General features: G+C 67.0%; 19 protein-coding genes. 12 read left to right on the forward strand and 7 right to left on the reverse strand.

Translation table 11 applies throughout. The annotated features are described in order from the left end of the window. Position 1 precedes the first annotated feature (1 nt). From A5747_RS07850 to A5747_RS07875, 6 genes are read left to right on the forward strand one after another with little or no spacing between them, the layout of a single operon-like run. Positions 2-688 (forward strand): TetR/AcrR family transcriptional regulator, encoded by a 687-nt coding sequence (locus tag A5747_RS07850; RefSeq protein WP_076123083.1) that lies wholly within the window; start codon positions 2-4, stop codon positions 686-688. Between the two features lie 16 nt (positions 689-704). Next, positions 705-1,910, forward strand: a complete 1,206-nt coding sequence (locus A5747_RS07855; protein ID WP_076123084.1) for a cytochrome P450 — start codon at positions 705-707, stop codon at positions 1,908-1,910. A gap of 25 nt (positions 1,911-1,935) precedes the next feature. Continuing rightward, on the forward strand, positions 1,936-2,907 hold the full coding sequence (locus tag A5747_RS07860; protein WP_076117389.1) for an enoyl-CoA hydratase/isomerase family protein: 972 nt from the start codon (positions 1,936-1,938) through the stop codon (positions 2,905-2,907). Between the two features lie 19 nt (positions 2,908-2,926). Further along, positions 2,927-5,290, forward strand: a complete 2,364-nt coding sequence (locus A5747_RS07865; protein WP_076123085.1) for a CaiB/BaiF CoA-transferase family protein — start codon at positions 2,927-2,929, stop codon at positions 5,288-5,290. After that, positions 5,287-6,051, forward strand: a complete 765-nt coding sequence (locus A5747_RS07870) for an SDR family NAD(P)-dependent oxidoreductase (RefSeq protein WP_076123086.1) — start codon at positions 5,287-5,289, stop codon at positions 6,049-6,051. The genes A5747_RS07865 and A5747_RS07870 overlap by 4 nt, the downstream gene beginning before the upstream one ends. A 13-nt stretch (positions 6,052-6,064) precedes the next feature. Further along, positions 6,065-6,817, forward strand: coding sequence for an SDR family NAD(P)-dependent oxidoreductase (locus A5747_RS07875; RefSeq protein WP_076123087.1), 753 nt, complete (start codon positions 6,065-6,067; stop codon positions 6,815-6,817). Positions 6,818-6,856: 39 nt separating this feature from the next. On the opposite strand, the gene A5747_RS07880 is transcribed toward A5747_RS07875, so the two are convergent. The 3 genes from A5747_RS07880 to A5747_RS07890 form a co-directional block, all read right to left on the reverse strand. Next, positions 6,857-8,269 (reverse strand): HNH endonuclease signature motif containing protein, encoded by a 1,413-nt coding sequence (locus A5747_RS07880; protein ID WP_076123088.1) that lies wholly within the window; start codon positions 8,267-8,269, stop codon positions 6,857-6,859. Between the two features lie 98 nt (positions 8,270-8,367). Continuing rightward, positions 8,368-9,498 (reverse strand): Xaa-Pro peptidase family protein, encoded by a 1,131-nt coding sequence (locus A5747_RS07885; RefSeq protein ID WP_076123089.1) that lies wholly within the window; start codon positions 9,496-9,498, stop codon positions 8,368-8,370. Continuing rightward, complete coding sequence (locus A5747_RS07890) at positions 9,488-10,723, reverse strand: Xaa-Pro peptidase family protein (RefSeq protein WP_076123090.1); 1,236 nt, start codon at positions 10,721-10,723, stop codon at positions 9,488-9,490. The genes A5747_RS07885 and A5747_RS07890 overlap by 11 nt, the downstream gene beginning before the upstream one ends. A gap of 49 nt (positions 10,724-10,772) precedes the next feature. Here A5747_RS07890 and A5747_RS07895 point away from each other — a divergent pair, with 49 nt between their 5' ends. Further along, on the forward strand, positions 10,773-11,249 hold the full coding sequence (locus A5747_RS07895; RefSeq protein ID WP_076123106.1) for a nitroreductase family deazaflavin-dependent oxidoreductase: 477 nt from the start codon (positions 10,773-10,775) through the stop codon (positions 11,247-11,249). Position 11,250: 1 nt separating this feature from the next. Here A5747_RS07895 and A5747_RS07900 read toward each other — a convergent pair whose 3' ends face one another. Next, positions 11,251-12,396: a serine hydrolase gene (locus A5747_RS07900; RefSeq protein ID WP_076123091.1), complete on the reverse strand. Its 1,146-nt coding sequence runs from the start codon at positions 12,394-12,396 to the stop codon at positions 11,251-11,253. Positions 12,397-12,484: 88 nt separating this feature from the next. Here A5747_RS07900 and A5747_RS07905 point away from each other — a divergent pair, with 88 nt between their 5' ends. Further along, positions 12,485-13,588 carry a sulfite oxidase gene (locus A5747_RS07905; protein WP_076123107.1) on the forward strand — a complete coding sequence of 368 codons (1,104 nt, stop codon included), beginning with the start codon at positions 12,485-12,487 and terminating at the stop codon, positions 13,586-13,588. Between the two features lie 17 nt (positions 13,589-13,605). Here the strand turns inward: A5747_RS07905 and A5747_RS07910 are convergent, their stop codons facing one another. Both A5747_RS07910 and A5747_RS07915 read right to left on the reverse strand, forming a co-directional pair. Further along, on the reverse strand, positions 13,606-14,235 hold the full coding sequence (locus tag A5747_RS07910) for a hypothetical protein (protein WP_076123092.1): 630 nt from the start codon (positions 14,233-14,235) through the stop codon (positions 13,606-13,608). Between the two features lie 102 nt (positions 14,236-14,337). Next, entirely contained in the window at positions 14,338-15,144 is an 807-nt protein-coding gene (locus A5747_RS07915; protein ID WP_076123108.1) for a SigB/SigF/SigG family RNA polymerase sigma factor, read from the reverse strand. A gap of 429 nt (positions 15,145-15,573) precedes the next feature. Between A5747_RS07915 and A5747_RS07920 the strand changes: the two genes are divergently transcribed. Beyond that, entirely contained in the window at positions 15,574-16,452 is an 879-nt protein-coding gene (locus A5747_RS07920; protein WP_076123109.1) for an SDR family NAD(P)-dependent oxidoreductase, read from the forward strand. On the opposite strand, the gene A5747_RS07925 is transcribed toward A5747_RS07920, so the two are convergent. Further along, positions 16,449-17,372: an antibiotic biosynthesis monooxygenase gene (locus A5747_RS07925; RefSeq protein WP_083700230.1), complete on the reverse strand. Its 924-nt coding sequence runs from the start codon at positions 17,370-17,372 to the stop codon at positions 16,449-16,451. The genes A5747_RS07920 and A5747_RS07925 overlap by 4 nt on opposite strands. Here A5747_RS07925 and A5747_RS07930 point away from each other — a divergent pair. From A5747_RS07930 to A5747_RS07940, 3 genes are read left to right on the forward strand one after another with little or no spacing between them, the layout of a single operon-like run. Then, complete coding sequence (locus A5747_RS07930) at positions 17,337-18,596, forward strand: NAD(P)/FAD-dependent oxidoreductase (RefSeq protein ID WP_076123093.1); 1,260 nt, start codon at positions 17,337-17,339, stop codon at positions 18,594-18,596. The genes A5747_RS07925 and A5747_RS07930 overlap by 36 nt on opposite strands. Further along, the gene (locus tag A5747_RS07935) at positions 18,584-19,180 is read left to right on the forward strand and encodes a DUF4389 domain-containing protein (RefSeq protein ID WP_076123094.1); all 597 of its coding nucleotides are present in this window, start codon (positions 18,584-18,586) and stop codon (positions 19,178-19,180) included. Before A5747_RS07930 ends, A5747_RS07935 begins: the two co-directional genes overlap by 13 nt. Beyond that, a complete protein-coding gene (locus A5747_RS07940; protein ID WP_076123095.1) occupies positions 19,177-19,797 on the forward strand; it encodes a class I SAM-dependent methyltransferase in 621 nt (206 codons plus the stop codon). Before A5747_RS07935 ends, A5747_RS07940 begins: the two co-directional genes overlap by 4 nt. The last annotated feature ends 144 nt before the right edge of the window (positions 19,798-19,941 follow it).

Below are 19,941 nucleotides of genomic sequence, written 5' to 3' on the forward strand. Positions count from 1 at the left end.
CATGGCCAGATACACGCCGGCCGCGGCGAGACGACGAAAGCCCAATCCCGTGGAGCGCCGCCGCGAGCTTTGCGATGTGGCGATCCAACTACTGGCCGACGACGGGGCCAAGGGACTGAGCCATTTGAAGGTGGACCGCAAGGCCCGTGTGCCCGACGGCACCACTTCCTTCTACTTCCGGACCCGTTCGGCGCTGCTGCGTGCCGTCGCGGAACGACTGGCCGAGCTGGACCTCGCAAGCCTGCAGTCCGTCGCCGACGCCGCCGATGGCCGGGGCGACAACCCCTCGCCGTCGCGATTGTCACAGGTGGTGATCCAAGCCGGCGCCGAGCCGCAGTTGTCCCGAACGAAGGCACGCTACGAGCTGACATTGCAGGCCGTGCGCGATCCGGCGATGGCCGCCATCCTGCAACAGGCCACCGATGGGTTCACCAAGTTGCACCGGGAAATTCTGGTACAGCTCATGCCGCACGGCGCCGAATTGGAGTCGGCGGTCGTCGACGATTTGAGCAATATCACGCTGACGTTCATCAACGGGCTGCTACTGCGATTCGCCCACGGCGACAGGATCATTGACAGCCCGGAACGACTCGACCGGATCTTGGCGGCGATCGCTACGGGCGTGCTGAAGAGTCCGGACAAGGGGCGCTTGACCGGTTCGGCCGGCCCGCGCCAACGGAAACGCTAATGGTAGGAGGCATTTCGTGACGGCGAGCACCGACAGCCAGGTTCGTTTCGACCCATACGACGTCGATCTGATCGCTGACCCGTATCCGATGTTTGCCCGCCTGCGCGACGAGGCGCCGCTGTATTACAACGCCGAATACGACTTCTACGCGTTGAGCCGCTACGCCGATGTCAACAAGGCGCTCATCGACCACGGCACCTACAGCTCCGCCCGCGGCGTGATCCTCGAGCTGATCAAGGCCAACCTCGAAATCCCCTCGGGCATGCTCATTTTCGAAGACCCCCCGATCCACGACGTGCACCGCAAGCTGCTGTCGCGCATGTTCACCCCGCGCAAGATCAACGCGCTGGAGCCTTTGATCCGGGATTTCTGCGCGCAGTTGCTGGATCCGCTGGTGGGTTCGGGGCGGTTCGACTTCGTCACCGATCTCGGCGCGATCATGCCGATGAAGGTCATCAGCATGCTGCTCGGCATCCCCGAGGACGATCAGGAGTACATCCGCGACCGGGGCAACGCGCAGCTGCGCACGGAAGCCGGCAAGCCCATGAAGGCCGCTGAGCAGGGCCTGTCCGTCGGCGAACAGTTCGAGGCTTACATCGACTGGCGCGCCGAGCATCCGTCCGACGACATCATGACCGAGCTGCTCAACGTCGAGTTCGTCGACGAAACCGGCACCACGCGGCGGCTGACGCGTGAGGAAATCCTCGTGTACCTCAACGTGGTCGCGGGGGCGGGAAACGAAACGACGACGCGCTTGATCGGTTGGGCGGGGAAGGTTCTCGCCGAACATCCCGATCAGCGCCGCGAACTCGTCGAAAACCCCGCGCTGATCCCGCAGGCCATCGAGGAGCTGTTGCGCTTCGAGCCGCCGGCGCCGCACATGGCACGGTATGTGACCCGTGACGTCGCGCTGTATGACCGCACGGTGCCCGAGGGCAGCGTGATGATGATGCTCCTCGGCGCGGCGTGCCGCGACGAGCGCCAGTTCGGACCGGACGCAGGTGAATTCGACATCCATCGCGAGGCCCGGCCGCACCTCACCTTCAGTGTGGGCACCCACTTCTGTCTCGGTTCGGCGCTGGCGCGTCTGGAAGGCCGCGTCGCGCTCGAAGAAATCCTGAAGCGCTTCCCCGAGTGGGAGATCGATATGAGCAACGCCAAGCTCAGCCCGACATCGACGGTGCGGGGTTGGGAGTCCCTGCCGTCGTTGCTGCCTACATGACCGATAACAGAAGTGGAGAGAACCCATGCCTGAGTACGACTACGTGAAGCTGAAGAAGGAAGCTGAGCAGTACATCAAATTCGAGAAGGACAAGAAGAACAGGATCGCCTACATCACCTTCGATCGTCCCGACGCGCAGAACTCCACCACCCTGGGGATGCGGCAGAACTATGCCGATCTGATCCACAAGTGCAACGTGGACGACGACGTCAAAGTCGTCGTGATCCGCGGCGAGGGTGAGGATTTCGGTAGCGGTGGCGATTTGCCCGAGCAGCGCCCCATGCTGGAGAACCCCGGCATGCCGCTGCTGCACGAGCTCGCGATCAACGACGACGACGTCAAGTACCCGCCGGGCGGCTCGTACCGCTATCTGTCCACCGTCACCGATTTCTATGCCAAGGCCCCCGCGGGAAACCGGCCGCTGCAGGAACTGCGCAAGATCAGCATCATCGAGGCCAAGGGCTATTGCTACGGATGGCATTTCTATCAGGCCGGCGACGCCGATTTGGTGATCTCCTCCGACGACGCCCTGTTCGGCCACCCGGCGTTCCGCTACGTCGGGTGGGGTCCGCGGCTGTGGTGGTGGGCCGAGACGATGGGTCTGCGGAAGTTCTCCGAAATGCTGTTCACCGGGCGGCCTTTCAGCGCAAAGGAGATGTACGAGTGCGGCTTCGTCAACAGCGTGGTCCCGCGCGAGAAACTCGAAGACGAGACGCTGAAGTACGCGATGGCATGCTCGCGCTCCCGTCCGACGGACACCGTCGCGGTGCAGAAGACCTTCCTGGAGCTCTACAAGCAGCACAAGGGCGAGTACTTCGGGAGCCTGCTCACCGGCATGGTCGAGGGCATGCTCCCGCTGATCGCGAACGACCGGGACAACGAGGTCGACCTCACCGAGGGAACCTTCGGCAAGGGGCTCAACAATGTGGTGAAGGACAACGATATGAACTTCCCGCCCGAATGGCGGCTGAGCCGCTCCGGGCGCAAGAAGCCCTGATCTCGTTGCGAGGGTGGGCATGTCGGCGCTGACCGGTGTCAGGGTCATCGAACTGGCGGAGTCGGTCGCGGGGGAGTATTGCGGGAAGCTGCTGGCCGATTTCGGCGCCGAGATCATCAAGGTCGAAACGCCGGGACGCGGCAGCCGCACCCGGGCGATGGCGCCCGTCGTCGCCGACGGTCCTGACGGCAGTGCGTTGTTCGCCTACCTCAACACCAATAAGCAATCCATCGAGCTTGACGTCGGCGACACCGTGCGCTTACACAAGCTCATCGCCACCGCCGACGCGGTCATCGAGGAACGCGCGGCCGACTGGTCCGAACGACATCCGGGCGTGGTGTTCTGCTCGATCACGCCCTTCGGCCAAGGCGCGCCCGCCGAATTCGACAACGCCAAGAGCATCAATGTCTTTCATGCCAGCGGCTGGGGATACCACACGCCCAGCCATCCGGATACCTGTCGGCCTCCGCTGCAAGGACCGGGCCGGTTCCTCGCCGACTACGAAGCGGGACTGGAGGCGGCGTTGTGCATCGCGGCATCGCTGTTCGGGCGCCTGCACACCGGCCGGGGTGAGTCCATCGACATTTCCGAGCATGCCGTGCTGGTCTCGCGGGCCGACTCGATCCTGGGCCGATTCATCACCGGCGAGGTCGCGGCCGCGGGCACCCGCGAGGATTACGACCAGCAGGGACCGGCGGCGTTCTTCCCGTGCGCCGACGGCTTCGTCTACCTGTACATGACCAGTCGCGCCCACTGGCAGGGCATCAAGGCGCTGATGGGTCAGCCCGAATGGCTCGACGCGTTCGACGACGACTGGCTGGAATTCTCGGTTACTCCGGAAAAGGTCGCCGCGTTCCGGCGCGGTTTCGCGGAATGGGCCCGGGGCCTTGCCAAGGAGACCGCGGCCGACCAGGCCCAGCGGCTCGGCGTGCCGTTGGTCCCCGTCAATGGCGCCGCGGATCTGCACCGGGCGCCGCAGTACCGCCATCGTGGTTTCTTCCAGGACGTCACGCATCCGGTCCTGGGCCGGGCGGGATATCCCACGGTGCCGTACACGCTCAGCGCCTCGCCCGCCGAAATCACCACCGCCGCACCCACTCTCGGCGAACACACCGCCGCGGTCTTGGAGCGCCTCGATTCGCCGCGGGCGCCGGCGGCGGCGGCACAACTCAAGCCGGCACAACTCAAGCCGGCACAACCCAAGCCGGCACAACTCAAGCCGCCCAGGAATCCGCGCGGCGGTCCGCTGCAGGGCGTGCGCGTCGTCGAGCTGACCAAGGTGTGGGCCGGCCCGTACGCCGGCAAACTGCTGGCCCTGTTGGGCGCCGAAGTGATCAAGGTCGAAACGGCCGCCCACCCGGAGGAGATGCGGGCCTACGGCGGCACAGACATCAACCACGCCCCCTACTTTCTGAGCATCAACCCCGAAATCCTCAGCGTGGACCTCGACATCAAGTCCCCGGACGACATGGCCCGGCTGCACGAGCTGATCGCCCGCAGCGACATCGTCATCAACAACCTGCGCCCGGGCGCGATGGAGCGGCAGGGCCTGGGCCATGAGCAGCTCACGGCGATCAAGCCGGACATCATCTCGGTGTCGATCAAGATGTGGGGCAACGACGGACCGCTGGGCCACCAAACGGGCTACGCGCCGTGCTTCGCCGCGCTGGCCGGCCTCGCGTCGCTGGTCGGCTACCCCGGCGGACCGCCGCTCGGAACAAGCATGCGCTACGGGGATTCCACCGTCGGCGCGGCCGCCGCGTACGCCGCAGTCGTGGCGTTGCTGCATCGCGATCTCACCGGCGCCGGACAATTCGTCGACGTGTCCGCCGTGGAAACCCTGTCGTCGATGATCGGGGATCGCCTCCTCGAACAAAGCCTCACCGGAAAGAGCCTCGGGCCCGACGGCAACAATCACCCCGACATGTGCCCGCACGGCTGCTATCCCTGCTCCAATGGTTCGTGGATCGCCGTCGCGGTGGCCGACGACGACGAATGGCGGCGGCTGTGCGAGGTGCTCGATGCCGCGGGGCTGGCCGCTGATCCGCGCTACCGCACGGCGGCAGACCGGCATGGTCACGCCGACGCGCTCGACGCCGCTCTCGCAGTGCTCACCCGGCACCACGACGCCGAACGGCTGGCCCACCGCCTGCGCGCGGCTGGAGTGGCGGCGACCAAGAGTGCCACTGCCGTCGACGTGATCGGCGATCAGCGTTTGTGGGACCGCGGGCTGTATCGCTTCGTCAGCGACCATCGCGAAGGCCAGCGCCCGGTCCTGGGCCCCTCGTGGCGGCTGGCGCGCGCCCCGGCGCGGATCGCGCGCGGCGCGCCGGACCTGGGCGAGGACAACGACTACGTGCTGCACGAGATACTCGAAGCATGACGGCTGCACTCGCGGGCACCGCGGCGCTGGTGACTGGCGCCAGCAGCGGTATCGGCGCGGCAACGGCGAAAGCGTTGGCGGCACAGGGTGCCGCGGTGGCCCTCCTCGCCCGCCGGGCCGACCGGCTGGCCGAGCTGAAAACCCAGATCGAATCCGCCGGTGGCGCAGCGCTTGTCGTGCCTGCCGACGTCACCGACGCCGAGCAGGTCGCCTCCGCGGTGCAGCGCACCGTCGCGGAATTGGGACGCCTCGACATCCTGGTCAACAACGCCGGGCTGATGCAATCCGGGCCCGCGGCCGAGGCGCCATTGCGAGACTGGGACGACATGGTCGCCGTCAACGTGCAAGGCGTCCTCTACGCCACCCGCGCCGCGTTGCCGCACCTGATCGACGCCGCCGCCGACTCGCCGCGCGGGGTGGCCGATCTGGTCACCATCGGCTCGACGGGCGGCTGGGTCGCCCGACCCGGCACCGCGGTCTATTCGTTGACCAAGTTCGGGGTGAACGCATTCAGCGAAGGCATCCGACAGGAGTTGCTCGGCAAGCGGGTCCGCGTGGGCGTGGTGAGTCCGGGAACCGTCGACACCGAGATCTTCACCCACCTGGCCGCGCCCTCGCGTGCGGCGTTCGAAAAGCAAACCGCCGACATGGTCAAATTGCGGCCGGAGGACATCGCGGATGCGGTGCTGTACACGGTGACTCGCGACCGCCGGGTGGCGGTCAACCACATGCTGGTGCGCGCGGCCGAACAAACCTGGTGAGGAGGGAAGCGCGATGGATCTCGACGGAAAGTTCGCCGTGGTCACCGGCGGCGGAGCGGGCATCGGCCTGGCGATCACCCGGGCGCTGCGCGCCGCCGGTTCGGATGTGCTGATTGTCGGACGCAACGAGGCACGGCTCGCCGCGGCGCGTGGCGACGATTCGCGCATCCTGACCGCGACGGCCGACCTGGCCAACCCGGACGATCGAAAGCGGCTCGTCGAGCAGCTCGGCAACGGCCGACCCCTCGACATTCTGGTCAACAACGCCGGCAGCATGGCCCTAATCGATCTTCACGACCCGAACGCCACGTCCCTGCTGGAACACGACGTCGCACTCGATCTGACCGCGCCCGTGCATCTGTGTATCGCGCTCCTTCCCGTACTACGGCAGCGGCCCGAGGCCGCCATCGTGAACGTCAGCACCGGGCTGGTTTACGCGCCGCGGGCCTTCAACCCCGGCTATTCCACCGCCAAGGCGGGCTTGCACGCCTTCACGCGGTCGCTGCGACGGCAGACGCGCCGCGACCCGATCCATGTGTTCGAGGTCTTCCCGCCACTTGTCGACACCGAAATGACCAGTGGCTACGGCGGGCCCAAAATTGGCCCGGAAGTCGTTGGCACCGCCGTCGTCAAGGCGCTGGCGCGCGACAGGACCGAGCTGCGGATCGGACGGGCGAAATTTCTGTACGCGATGTCGCGGATCGCGCCCAACGGCATCTTCTCGATGATCAACCGCGCGACCGAAAAGCGCGCGCCGGCCAGTTAGGCGGACGGAGCGCGCCCCGACGTGACAGACAATCTCAAGCTATGCCGCGTCGTGGTCATTGGCGTCGTGGTCATCGTCGGCGTCGTCGTCAACGTCCCCATTGTGCAGGAGTTTTTCGGGGTGCCAGTAGTTGTTGGTTCGTGGTTGGCCCCGGTCGAGGTGTGGGGGTGGGATCCATTCGGTGTCCCCGTTGGCGCGTCTTCGCGTAGTCCAGCCGTCGGGTTGCAGCAACCGGTGGTGCGGCCCGCAGCCGAAGGTGAGGTTGTCGACATCGGTGCAGCCACAGGTGGCGTAGCCGACCACGTGGTGGACCTCGCTGTAGTAGCCGGGCACGGTGCAGCCGGGCGCGGTGCAGCCACGATCCTTGGCGTATAACACGATTCGTTGTGCGGGGGAGGCCAGGCGTTTGGTGTGATAGAGCGCCAGGGTTTTGCCCTTGTCGAAGATGGCCAGGTAGTGGCGGGCGTGGCGGGCCAGGCGGATCACATCGCTCATCGGCAGGATGGTGCCCCCGCCGGTCAGCGCGCGTCCGGCGGCGGCTTCCAGTTCGGCCAGGGTGGTGGTGACGATGATGGAGGCCGGTAGTCCGTTGTGCTGGCCCAGTTTTCCCGACGCCAACAGGGCGCGCAGGGCGGCATTGAGCCCGTCATGGTTGCGCTGGGCGGCGCTGCGGGTGTCGTTGTCGATGGCCTCTTGCGGGGGTGGCCCGTCAACAGTGGGGGTGTCGTCGTCGGGGTTGCACATGCCGGGGGCGGCCAGCTTGGCCAGCACGGCTTCGAGGGTGGCTCGCAGCTCGGGGGTGAGCCAGGCGCGCAGTTGCGACATGCCGTCGGCTTGTTGGTTGCCCAGGGTCAGGCCGCGGCGCCGGGCGCGGTCGTCGTCGGTGTAGGTGCCGTCGGGGTTGAGGCAGTCGGCCAGGGTGTCGGCCAGTGCGGCGAGTTGTTCGGGGCGAAACTGGGTGCCCTGTTCGGCCAGCTTGGCCTCGACTTGCTCGCGGGTGGCGTGGTCGATCCAGCCGGGCAGCTGGTGGAAAAAGCGGCGAATCACCGCCACCTGCCCGACGCCAAGCTTGCCCTCGCGCTGCGCGGCGGCTGTCGACGCCAACACCGGCGGCAACCGCTCGCCGGTCAGGGCTTGCCGGGGCCCCAGATCTGCGGCCTCGTTGATGCGCCGGGTAGCTTCGGCGCGGCTGATCAGCGTCCGTTCGGCGATCGCATGGGAGAGCTTGCCGCCCAACTCTTCCGGGGTGGCCTGGCGGCCCAGGGAATTGATCAGCCGATGCTCAGCCGCCGGTAGCCGGCGACGCAGCCGCTCATAGCGCTCCAACAAGCCCAATTGCTCAGGGGACGTCAACGCCTCGAAGTCGAATCCGGCCGTATCGTCAAACGCGGCATCCAAGGTATCGAAGGCCGCCGTCAGCGCCTCTCGATCGACAACCCCGTCCGGACTCATACCGCCAAACTAGGCCGGCCCACCGACAGAAAACGTTGACTTGTGACCATTGGAACCAAAGTGACACAAGAAATTTCAGCCAGCGAGGAGACCGGCCTCTAGCTCCCGTCGAGCCACGGCACGGCCGTGGTCAACACATCGGCGCCGTCGGCGGTGATGGCGACGGTGTCTCTGCGGAAGACCGCCCCGACCCCCTCCTGCCACACGTAGCCGGTGATCGCCAGCACCATCCCGGCCGCGAGTTGATCGTGTTCGCCCGCGGCCCAAAGCGTCTCGGATACCACCGGCGGGTCGAAACCTAATCCCAGACCATGCCCGACGGGCATCGGGGGTACCGGCTCACCGGCCGCTGCATAGGCGGCGAGCAGCTCATGGGTCGACGCACCGGGACCACACGCCGCAATCATATTGTCGTACAACGCCTTTGACCGGTCGAATAGGTCGCGCACCGGTCCGTCGTCGATGCCGCCGGCGGGGCGGGTCCCGCCCACCTCGGCGACATAACCACCCGCCAGGGCGCCGGCAGCGAATGCGACAAGGTCGCCGGACCGCACCTCGGTATGCGCTGCAGCGCGTCGCCACGGGTGTTCCCGCGAGGTCACCCAGGCGCCGTCCTGGGTGGCCGGCGTGCTCACCCCACCCGCGGCCATGGCCCCCAGCAACGCCCCGGTCAACGTCCGCTCGGACACCCCCGGCCGTAATTCGCCGACAGCAGCGGCGAGTCCGGTCTCGGCGACGCGGAGCGCCTCGCCGATCGCGGCGATTTCATCGGCCGTCTTGACGCGGCGCGCCGCGCGCATCGCAAGCTCGGCGTCGACGAGCTCGGCACGCGGAAACGCGTCGGGCAACAAGGCCGCGAAAGTCGGTGTGAGCGCATCGGTTCCGACTCGGCGCGCCGCTTCGGCACCGTCGATCTTCTTCAGGACGTCGATCAGCGTCATCGGATTCCACGCCAGCCCGTACAGGTGGTCGTGGCCGATCTCCTCGGGAACTCCTTCGTCGTCGGTGCTGTTGAGGTAGATGTCTCCGGTCGCGCGCACCACCACACACATCGGACCGAACGGTCGCGTCCCGGCAATCCACAGCTGCGGGGCTCCAGTAACGTAACGAATATTGGCCTGCCGGCCGAGGACCAAGATGTCGAGGTTGTGGGCGTCCATCTGGGCCAGCGCCCGCTCCCGGCGTCCGGCCCGCAAGGCCGGCGCGTCGGCCGAAACTTCAGTCGCCATAAGGGGAGTAGGGGTAGTCGGTGATCGGGGTGAAGCCGTCTTCGTTGATCACCACGATCTCTTCACTGCGGTAGCCGCCGGTCCCGTCCTCCCACACCACCGGTTCCAAAACCAGTACCATGCCGGGCGGAAAGACGAAGTTGTCGTCAAATTCTGCGCCGAGATCCGTTCCGATCATTGGGGATTCGGCGGGGTAGGTACCGATGCCGTGGGCCAGGTAGAAGTGCGGCAGCCACGGCTTGCGGCCACCGTTGGCGGCGATCGCCGCCCGCGCGAGATCGCCCGACGTCGCACCCGCTTTGGTCACCGCGAGCACGGCGTCCAAAATGTGTCGCCACTGACGGAATTGATCTTGTTGCTTCGCTGTGGGTTGCTCGCCGACGATCCAGGTGCGGCCGAAGTCCGAGCAATACCCGGCATAGGTGATGCTGATGTCGGTCCACAGCACATCGCCGGCGGCCAGTTCGCGATCGGTGGGCAGCAGCGGCAGCGCGAGATCGCCGTGGGTCGTCCATACTCCGGCTTCCCGCGAACTCGGCATCACCTGCCAGATCGCCTCCAGCATGTTGGTGGTGGCGCCCAGCTCGAAAGCGCGCCGTACCAGTGTGGCGGACAGCTCGATCTGCCGCACTCCCGGCGCCAACGCCCGCTGCACATCCACGATCGCTTCTTCGGTGATGCGGGACGCCCTGCGCAGACAGGAAAGCTCATCGCGCGTCTTGACCAACTGCGCCGCACCGACCACGATCGCCGCATCCGTCGGCGCGCCCGCAGGGAAGAGTTTTCGTGACGCGCGGCGCATGGCGCCGGTCAGTTCGTCGACGGCGATGCTCGCTCCCGCGGGGACCAGTTCGGCCAACTCGGCAGCGAAATGCTCGACGCCCTGGTCGAATTCGAGGTAGGCGGGGCCGTGCAGATGGTCCTCGGGCACCGGTGCTTCCGCGTACCCACCGCTGCGGAACGGCATAAACAGGTGCGGATGTTCGTCATCGGCCAGCACGACCGCCACCGGGCGCTCTACGTGCGACAGGCCCGCATCCAAAAGCGGCCAGCTGACACCGGTCGCATACGTGACGTAGCCGTTCATCAGGAGGATCAGTGCGTCGATCCCGTGGTCGGCCATCGCCGACCGCAGCCGCGTGCCGGTCTCCGCGCGCATGCGGGCCCAGTCCGGCTCATCAGGAATGTCGATGACCGAGCCGCGGGCGGCGAGAGAGTTTGCCATCGGTCAATAGGATAAGCAGACCGGACCGCCGGGTAATAAGGTGAAGCGCGTGAATCCGCTGCAGCGGGTGGCGCGAAATCCAGCGGCGTACCGGCGGCTGTTGTTGCCGGGACGGGCCATCGCCGAGACGCTCGAATCGCTGCTGCGCTTCGCCAGCGGTGGCCGGGTCGGGGTCCTGGACCTCGCCGGGCTGCCCAACGTGCAGATCACGACCTCAGGCCGCAAAACGGGCCTCGCCCGGACGGCGACGGTCCAGTACGTCCCCGACGGGGACGGCATGGTCCTGGTCGGCTCCAACTGGGGCCGGGAGTGCCACCCGTCGTGGTCGGCGAATCTCAAAGCGACAGAACGTGTCATCGTGCGCCGGCGCGGCCATCGGTTCGTCGCGAAGGTGCGGCTGCTCAGCGGGATCGAACGCGATAGGGCCTGGGCCACGGTCGTGGCGCACTGGCCCAACTACCAGATCGCGCAAGATCACGCCGAGCCGCGCCAGTTCAGGCTGTTTCGTCTCACGCCGGCGCCGTGATTCAGGCTGAAGCGAGCGCGTCGAAGATCAGCTTGGCGTAAGTCGCCGTGCGCTCCGAACCGAGGATTCCGGGTCCCATCTTGTTCATGACGTACGCGACGGTGGCCCGCCGATCGGGACACATCAACACCATCGAGCCGCCCCATCCACCCCAGAAGCAGATCTTCTCGTCCGGAACATAGGGGAGGGCCTCGGTCCCGGCCAGTCCATATCCGAGGCCCCAGCGCAGCGTCGCCGGTATGACGAGGTCGGTCCCGTTGGCCTGCTCGTCGAAAATCATCTCGATGGTCTCCGGCCGCAGCAGTCGCGCGCCACGGGCCGTGCCTCCCAACGAGATCGCCGACAGGATCGCGGCCAGCGAACGCGCATTCCCGTGGCCGTTGAGGGCGCCCATGTCGGCGTCGCGCCAGGCCGGTGTGTTCGCGGCGTCGGCGTTGGGCGGTGGGCCGCTGAACGTCTTGCGCATCGGGCTCTCTTCGGGCAATAGGTCGAGTGGCAGCTCGAGGGGGGGCGGCGCGATGACCTCGGCGATGCGGTCGTAATCGGCGGGCGCGGCCCCGATCTGGAAGTCGGCGCCAAGCGGGCGGGCGATCTCGTCGCGGACGAACTCCTTGAGCGTGCTCCCGGTGACCCGCCGGATTACCTCGCCGATGAGATGGCCTTGATTGTGCGCGTGGTATCCCGAGGCCGTGCCCGGTTCCCACCAGGGCGCCTGCCGGGCGAGGGCCGCGGTCGACTTGTCCCAGTCGTACATGTCCTCGGTGGTGAACGGTAGGTCCCAGCCGGATACCCCCGACGTGTGCGACAGGATGTGACGAATCTCGATGTCCTGCTTGCCATTTGCGGCGAACTCCGGCCAGTACGCGCAGACCGGCGCGGCCGGTTCGATCAGGCCGCGGTCGATGAGCATCAGTGCGGCCAGGCTGGTGACGGTCTTCGTGGAGGACCACACGTTGACGATCGTGTCCTTGGCCCAGGCGGTTGTCCGTGCCGCATCGGTGAAGCCGCCCCAGATGTCGACGACGGATTCGCCGTCGATGTCGACGGCGATGCAGGCGCCGACCTCTTCACCGGAGACGATGTTGTCGGCCAGAGCGACCAGGACTTTCTCGAACCGCTCGTCGCAGTGTCCGTGAATCGCGTCCATGGCTGTTACCGTAACCCGCTTGCGCCGTTCAGATCGCGGCGAAGTTAATCCGGCGCAGGCTTGCCCCGTCCGGGCGACAATGGTCGCCATGACGGAGTCCGCGGCGCTGTGGGGCAAGCGCGACGACATGATCGTGCGCGGGCGTCTGCCGTACAACGCCGAACCACCGGCCGCGGTGTTGGCGCGCAGCGACGTCACCCCGATCGACGCGTTCTACGCGCGCAACCACGGCCCGGTCCCCGACATCTCGCCACTGCAATGGCGACTGAGGGTGGGCGGGTGCGTGGACGAGCCGCTCACCCTGACGTACGACCGGCTGACGACGGATTTCGACCGGCACAGCGTGGTGGCGACGCTCGCGTGCGCCGGCAATCGGCGTGCCGAGATGCTGCGGGTGCGACCGATCCCGGGCAAGGACCCATGGGCGCACGGGGCGATCTCGACCGCGCGGTGGGGCGGGGTACGCCTAGCGGATGTCCTCGCGGCCGCGCGATACCACCACGGTGAGAACCTGCACGTCGCATTCGAAGCCCCGGACGTCGCCGAGGAGGCCCGGCCGATCCAGTCCTACGGCAGCTCGATCCCGCTGAGCAAGGCGCTGTCAGGGGAAGTGCTGCTGGCGTTTGAAATGAACTCCGAACCGCTTCCGCGCGCCCACGGCGGTCCGGTTCGCGTCGTGGTGCCCGGGTATGTCGGCGCGCGCAGCGTCAAATGGGTCACGGGCATCCGGGTGCAATCCGGCCCGTCCGACAACTACTTCCAGGCCCTCGATTACCGCATCCTGCCGCCGGAAGCCGATGCGGATACCGTCGGGCCGGGTGAGGGCATCCCGCTGTCGTCGCTCGCGCTCAACTGCGACATCCTCGAACCCACCGACGGCGACCAGGTACCGGCGGGTGAGCTGACCATCCGCGGCTACGGGATCGCCGGCGACGGCCGCAGCGTCGAGCGCGTCGACGTGTCGATCGACAACGGGATCACGTGGCGGCAGGCCGATCTGCACCCGGCGCCCAGCAAATGGTCGTGGCGGCCGTGGTCGCTGAGCGTCGACGTCGAACCGGGGCCCTTGCGCATCGCCGCGCGCGCCTGGGACGACACCGGTGCGTTGCAGCCGGAATCGGTGGCGTCGCTGTGGAATCCGCGGGGATACGGCAACAATGCCTGGGCCGCAGTCCCCGTGTCAGTCGCGTGACGGACGGCGACGCCGGCTTAGCCGCCTAGCCCCTTCTTGACGGCTGCATCCTGCTTCTGGGCGACATCGTTGACGAAGTCGTCGGGCGGCAGTGAGTCGGTCGGCCCATAGAACTCGAGCGTGACGAACGCCTTGCCCTCGGTGAACAGCAGGATCAACACGCCCTTCGACTTGTCCGGGGCGTTCCCCGACAGCGTGGTTGCGCCGTTCCCGACGTTGACGGTCCCCGTCTGCGGGTCTTTGATGTTGGCGGCCAGGCCCGGCTTCGCCGCGTTCAGCGCATCGGTAGCCGCTGCGGCGTCGCTCAGCACCTGGATGGTGTCTTTGATGACGTGGCTGTTGTCTTGGGTGCTAAATGTCGTGGCGACCCCGGGTTGACCGTTCGGGTTGCTCACCGGCGGGCTGCCGTTGAACTGCACCGGCGCGTTGATGTCGGTCGCCTGGATCAACAGCCCGGTGTAGTCGCTGGGCTGCGCCGGCGCCGACGAAGCCGGCGCAGAGCTGCTGGTCGAGGTGGCAGACGTGGCCGACCCCGACTTCGTCGTCGACGTGGGCGACGACGTCTTGTTTCCGCCGCATCCGGCCACCGACACCGTCAGCGCCGTTGCCGCGGCTACGGTCGCGACCACCGTCCGGGAAATCCTCATCGCACCATGCTCCTTCCGGGTTGCCTGGGGCGACGCACTCGACTTCGTCCGCCCGAAACGCACAGTACAGTGCGCGCGTCGATCGGGGTCCCGGTGAGCCGGTTACTCCAGCTGATCCCGCAGGGATCGCAGGGTATTGGCCAGGATGCGCGAAACCTGCATTTGTGAGACGCCGATTCGCTCCGCGATCTGGCTTTGGGTCATCGATTCGAAGAACCGCATATGCAAAACCTCCCGCTCGCGCTGCGGCAGGGCGGACACCAGCACGCGCACGGCTTCCCGGTTGGTGATGTGGTCGATCTGGGGGTCGATGGCGCCGATCGCGTCGGCAACCAGACGTGGCTTGCCCGAGCCATCACCCACCGGGGCGTCCAGGGACTCCAGCTGGTAGGCGTCGCCGGCAACGAGGCATTCGATGACCTCCTCGCGGGGGACTCCCAGCGCGTGCGACAGCTCGGAGGCGGTGGGCGCTCGCCCGAGCGTTTGGACCAGGTCAGCAGTCGTCCTGCTGATCTGGATGTGTAGCTCGCGCAGCCGGCGCGGCACCCGCATGCCCCAGCTGTAGTCGCGGAAATAGCGCCGGACCTCGCCCATCATGGTGGGGATCGCGAAGCCGATGAAGCTGGGTCCCTTGGCCGGGTCGAACCGGTTGATGGCGTTCATCAGCCCCAGGCGTGCAACCTGGGTCAAGTCGTCGAGGCTTTCGCCGCGGCGCCCGAAGTGCCGGGCCACGTGGTCGGCCAGGGGTAGGCATCGGGCGACGATGCGTTCGCGCTGCTGCCGGTATTCGTGCGACTCGGCGGGCAGCTCGCTCAGATCCAGGAACATGCCGACGACGTCGTCGTATGAATCGTCGGATTGTGTGGTCGTCGATCGGTTAGGGCGGGGTGGAGCAATTACGTCGATCATCTGCTGAACCGCCTCCTGCAGACTCAGCTTGTGGTGAAGACGCAGACGCGCGGACAGGTTTGCACCGCACACACTCCCTCTGAGCGTGCGCGGCGAGACTGTGCGCGCAGTCGTCCACCACTACACCCGTTTCAACGACGGGTCGGTTGTCAACAGCGCACCCGGTACTGAGGGGAAGGTGGCGAAAGCGATATCGCCGTAGCCACGCATGCCCAGCAGCCGTGTGGGCTGATTGGCCGCTTTGAGCTAAACGGCGACGTGTCCAGAACGGACGTCGCCTTTGATAGTACCTCTCATGGCATGAACCGGCGATCGGGCACCCGGGTCGATCTTGAATACCAGTAGATCTTGCGCACGCGTAAATCATGCGGTAAGCACCCACAACGGTGCGTCGGAACGCATCTTTGTGCTGATTGTGGAATGGGTGCCATGAGTGATCGCGACCTGCTGACCGGGCGTGGCGCGGTGGTCTCCGGCGGCAGCCGCGGCATCGGGCGCGCGGTCGCCGAACTGCTCGGCAACCTCGGCGCCGGCGTGGTGGTCAACGGGCGCGACGCCGGGCCGGTGCGCGAGACCGTCGCGGCGATCACCGCATCGGGAGGACGGGCCACGCCGGTGGTCGGAGCGGCCGACGACGAGCGCATCGCGGAGGACCTCGTCGACGCATGCACGAGGACATTCGGGCGACTCGACATCCTGATCAACTGCGCCGGCATTGCCGAGCCGACCGGTTCCTCGATCCTGACTATCGCGCCCGAGGAGTTCGATCGGCTGATCAGCGCCCACCTCGGCACGGCGTTTCACACCTGCCGAATCGCGGCGCGTGTCATGGCGGCCCAGGGCCACGGGACGATCGTCAACACCAGTTCGGTGGCTTTCCTCGGTGACTACGGCGGCACCGGTTACCCGGCGGGCAAGGGCGCCGTGAACGCCCTGACCATGGCCATCGCCGCGGAACTCAAAGCCCATGGCGTGCGGGCCAACGTGGTGTGCCCCGGCGCGAGGACACGGTTATCGACCGGCGCCGACTACGAAGCGCACATCGAGGACCTGCACCGGCGCGGGTTGCTCGACGAGATAACCATGCGGGCGTCGCTGGACAGCGCTGCGCCGGCGTTTGTGGCCCCGCTCTACGCCTACCTCGCCAGCGACCTGGCCCGGGACGTGACGGGCCAGATCTTCGTTGCCGCAGGCGGATTCGTCGGCCGGTTCGATCGCCCGGCGCCGCGCGTGTTGGGTTATCGTGGCCATCACGACGCCGAACCGTGGTCGATTGCGCAGCTGCACAAGATGATCGGCGGCGACTAGGCGATCAGCGGGAAGACCACGAGTAGCGCCCCGTAGGCGACGGCGATCACCGTCGCACCTGCCAGGCTGATCCGGCCCGATGCCCCGTCGATGGGGTCAAGCCAGCGCCGGAAGGGCCGAGAAGCGGCCGGGACGAGCACCCACTGCAGCAACGCGATGCTGATCACGTTGCCGACGAACATCGACAGCGACTGGCCGACGCCCAGACGGCTCAGCACCGGCGACAGCCACGTGGCGAGCACCATGACGGTCGGGTAGAGGCACAGCAGCACCAGCATCGCGGTCTTCCATCCCGGCGTAATCCTGGTGTGCCCCTGGTCAATTCGGATCGTCGACCCGAATGGGGCGTTGTGCGGAAGCTCGGCGAAGTCTCGGGTCAGTTTCCTCCGCAGGCGGGGCAAGGCTTCCCGCCGTTCCGGCGAGGCGACCCACGCCGCCAACTGTTGTGCTGTACGGAACCGCAGCACCGACATCCACTGCCCCGCGGAATCCGCCGGAAAGACGGCGGTGCCTTGGTATCCCGGAAAGACGGAGCTGCTGCGAGTCAGATCGCCCTGCGCGGCAGTGAATTCGGATTCGCTTCCGGCGGCCACGCTGTGCAGAAAGATACCGACGTTGCCGGGCGGTGGTTCACCCTCGACAAGGATCAGGTCGGAGGTGCACCGCCAGCAGCCCTGGGCCTCGCCGTCGCTGAGTACCGCTCGGCGTTCAGGGCCGTCCAGCCATGCGTCGAGCCGATCCGCACTGTCGAACGAGACCTCGACGGCCCAATCGAGCCGGTTTCCTTGAACCGATTCGCGCGCGCTTACGTATCCAAGGGAGTGACGGGCGCACGCTTCGTACGCGGCTACCCACCGGCTGAACCGCTCAGGGTTGGAGGGCGGATGGAAGATCGTGATCGCGGAGGCCCCAGCAGACATACGAGCTGTCTACCACCACCGAGACGGCCGCTTCGGGTCCTTGTCGTCGGCGCCGGCGTCAGCGGGATCTCGGTCGCCAGGGGATTGCTGCGCGACGGCCACGATGTCACGGTTTTCGATCAGCGCACCGACACACGGGCGGGCGGCGGCGCCGTGACCATCTGGTCCAACGGCGAGACCGTGCTGCGACAGCTCGGCGTCGACATGGACGGCGCCGGTCAGCTGCTGTCCAGCGTTCAGGTAATGACCTCACGCGGGCACCGCATCGCCAACCTCGACGTGACCACGATGGTGAAACGGCTAGGCGCGCCCGTCCGGATGGTGCCACGCCAGGTCCTCCTGGAAAGGCTGCTGGCCGACTTCCCGACCCATCGCATTCGATGCGGCTCCCGCGCGGCGGGGATCGCCACCACATCGACCGCCGTGCGGGTCGAATTCGAGGACCGCACGGCGGTCGAGGGCGACTTGCTGATCGGCGCCGACGGCCTGCATTCGATGGTTCGCGATGTGGTCGGAGCGCAGACCGCGCGGCCCACGGGGTGGTGCAGCTGGCAGGGACTCGTCACGGTTCCGGAGCTACCCGACAAGGGCGTCGCGCTCATCGTGATCGGCGCACAAGGGAACACCGGCGTGTGGCCGGCGGGCGGCTCCGCGGTGCAGTGGTGGTTCGATCTGCCGTGGTCGGACGGCTTCGTGCGGCCGCACCGTCCGATCGAGGTGATCCGCTCCAACTTCACCGGCTGGTCCGATGCGGTCGACCTGGTGCTGGCGAAGTTGACCGACGAAGACCTGGCCGGCTCGCCGTACCCGCATTTTCGGCATCCGATTCCCGGTCCGTTGCACGCCGGTGCGGTGACGTTGCTCGGCGATGCCGCACACACCATGCCGCCCACGCTCGCTCAGGGAACCAACCAGGCCCTGCTCGACACCATGGTGTTGTGCAAGGCGCTGTGGGATTTCCGGGCGAACGGCGGCCGCGACCTGTCCGCGGCGCTGCGCAGCTACGAGCACACCAGGCGACGCCGAGTACGGGCCGTATCCCGCGTGGCTTCGCTGCAGGTCGCCCACGGCGAGTCCGTGCTGCGACCGGCGACCTGGATATCCGATCGGTTGCATACCTGGACCCTGACGACGTTCTTGCGCTTGACCAGTCATCGCCGGATGTCGGCGGAAATCGATCGCCGCCTCGGCGCCCCTTACCCGGTCGCGGCATGCCATCCGTGAACGAGCCCCTCACCGTTCGGGGCGATTTCGACGCACCGTCGCGCTGGCTCTGGCTCGTCAAGTGGTGCGTGCTGGCCGTCCCGCATTACCCCATATTGATCGTTCTGTACCTGGTGTATCCACCGCTCACGCTCGTTGCCGGCATCGCGATCCTGTGCACCGGACGGTATCCGCGGCCCATCTTCGACTTCAACGTGGGAGTGCTGCGCTGGTCGTGGCGCGTCATGAATTACCGATTCCCGATGAACAGCACCGACAAATACCCGCCCTTCACCCTCAAGTCCCGGCCGGACTACCCGGGCGACCTCGAAGTCGACTATCCGCAGCGGCTGACCCGATGGGCGGTCCTGGTCAAGTCGTGGCTGCTGGCGCTCCCGCAGATACTGCTGTGCTGGGCGATGGAACCCCTGCTGCAGGTGCTCACCGTCATCGCCGCGGTGACGCTCTTGTGCACCGGGACGATCCCGTCGGGAATGTTCGATCTCCTCATGGGCATCGTTCGGTGGCGCTACCGGGTGGCGGTGTATGTTTCGTTGATGAGCGACCAATATCCGCCGTTCCGAATGGATCTAGGTAGTCGATAACGCGCGCTAATCCGTTGTTCCCCTACGTATATCGGTTTGGTCAGCCAATCTTCGACCGGCTTTTCTACAACCGATATCGTCGAGCAGCGATCGCCCACGCGACCGGCCGGCTGCTCTTGGTCGGTCTCGGGCCCGGGGCCGACCTGAAGTTCCTGCCGCCCGCGGTGACCTCAGTCGCGGCGGTGGAGCCGGTGGCCGCGTTCCGGCGGATGGCGTCGCGGCTCGCCGTTCGCCGGGGCGTTGCGGCCGACATCGTCGACGGAGCCGGCGAGTCGATCCCTTTCGCGGACAACAGTTTTGACTCGGTTCACCTCGGGCTGGTGCTGTGCTCGGTGGACAATGTGGCCGCGACACTGAGCGAGATCCGGCGGGTGCTGGTGCCGGGCGGCCGGTTGGTCGTCCTCGAGCATGTCCGCGGGGACGGTGCCACGGGCAGGTTGCAGGACCTGATCGCAACGCCGTGGTCCTGGGTGGCCGGGGGGTGCAAGCCGAATCGCCGGACCGGCGAGGCTATTGCCGCGGCCGGGTTCGATATCGCGGGACTGCGCGCCGTCCGGACCCCGGTTCCGTTCCCATGCAAACCGCATCTGCAGGGATTCGCCACGTTGGCGGACTAACCAGCTACTCGACACTTACTGCGTCGATGATGTTGAGCCGCGCGGCGCGCCGCGCGGGCGGTGCCGAGCCGAGCAGGCTGATCGCCACCGCCCCGAGGGTGAAGGCAAGGGCCGTGGAGCTGGGCCGGAAGGCAACCTGGCGAT

The sequence above is a fragment of the Mycobacterium sp. IS-836 genome (genome assembly GCF_001954275.1).
Classification (GTDB): Bacteria; Actinomycetota; Actinomycetes; order Mycobacteriales; family Mycobacteriaceae; genus Mycobacterium.

What these genes read in the sequence shown, in the direction of transcription:
- A5747_RS07850 (WP_076123083.1), top strand. Translation starts at nt 2, where the DNA reads ATGGCCAGATACACGCCGGCCGCGGCGAGACGACGAAAGCCCAATCCC.
- A5747_RS07860 (WP_076117389.1), top strand. Translation starts at nt 1,936, where the DNA reads ATGCCTGAGTACGACTACGTGAAGCTGAAGAAGGAAGCTGAGCAGTAC.
- A5747_RS07865 (WP_076123085.1), top strand. Translation starts at nt 2,927, where the DNA reads ATGTCGGCGCTGACCGGTGTCAGGGTCATCGAACTGGCGGAGTCGGTC.
- A5747_RS07870 (WP_076123086.1), top strand. Translation starts at nt 5,287, where the DNA reads ATGACGGCTGCACTCGCGGGCACCGCGGCGCTGGTGACTGGCGCCAGC.
- A5747_RS07875 (WP_076123087.1), top strand. Translation starts at nt 6,065, where the DNA reads ATGGATCTCGACGGAAAGTTCGCCGTGGTCACCGGCGGCGGAGCGGGC.
- A5747_RS07880 (WP_076123088.1), bottom strand. Translation starts at nt 8,269, where the DNA reads ATGAGTCCGGACGGGGTTGTCGATCGAGAGGCGCTGACGGCGGCCTTC.
- A5747_RS07885 (WP_076123089.1), bottom strand. Translation starts at nt 9,498, where the DNA reads ATGGCGACTGAAGTTTCGGCCGACGCGCCGGCCTTGCGGGCCGGACGC.
- A5747_RS07890 (WP_076123090.1), bottom strand. Translation starts at nt 10,723, where the DNA reads ATGGCAAACTCTCTCGCCGCCCGCGGCTCGGTCATCGACATTCCTGAT.
- A5747_RS07900 (WP_076123091.1), bottom strand. Translation starts at nt 12,396, where the DNA reads ATGGACGCGATTCACGGACACTGCGACGAGCGGTTCGAGAAAGTCCTG.
- A5747_RS07905 (WP_076123107.1), top strand. Translation starts at nt 12,485, where the DNA reads ATGACGGAGTCCGCGGCGCTGTGGGGCAAGCGCGACGACATGATCGTG.
- A5747_RS07910 (WP_076123092.1), bottom strand. Translation starts at nt 14,235, where the DNA reads ATGAGGATTTCCCGGACGGTGGTCGCGACCGTAGCCGCGGCAACGGCG.
- A5747_RS07915 (WP_076123108.1), bottom strand. Translation starts at nt 15,144, where the DNA reads ATGATCGACGTAATTGCTCCACCCCGCCCTAACCGATCGACGACCACA.
- A5747_RS07920 (WP_076123109.1), top strand. Translation starts at nt 15,574, where the DNA reads ATGAGTGATCGCGACCTGCTGACCGGGCGTGGCGCGGTGGTCTCCGGC.
- A5747_RS07930 (WP_076123093.1), top strand. Translation starts at nt 17,337, where the DNA reads ATGGAAGATCGTGATCGCGGAGGCCCCAGCAGACATACGAGCTGTCTA.
- A5747_RS07925 (WP_083700230.1), bottom strand. Translation starts at nt 17,372, where the DNA reads ATGTCTGCTGGGGCCTCCGCGATCACGATCTTCCATCCGCCCTCCAAC.
- A5747_RS07935 (WP_076123094.1), top strand. Translation starts at nt 18,584, where the DNA reads ATGCCATCCGTGAACGAGCCCCTCACCGTTCGGGGCGATTTCGACGCA.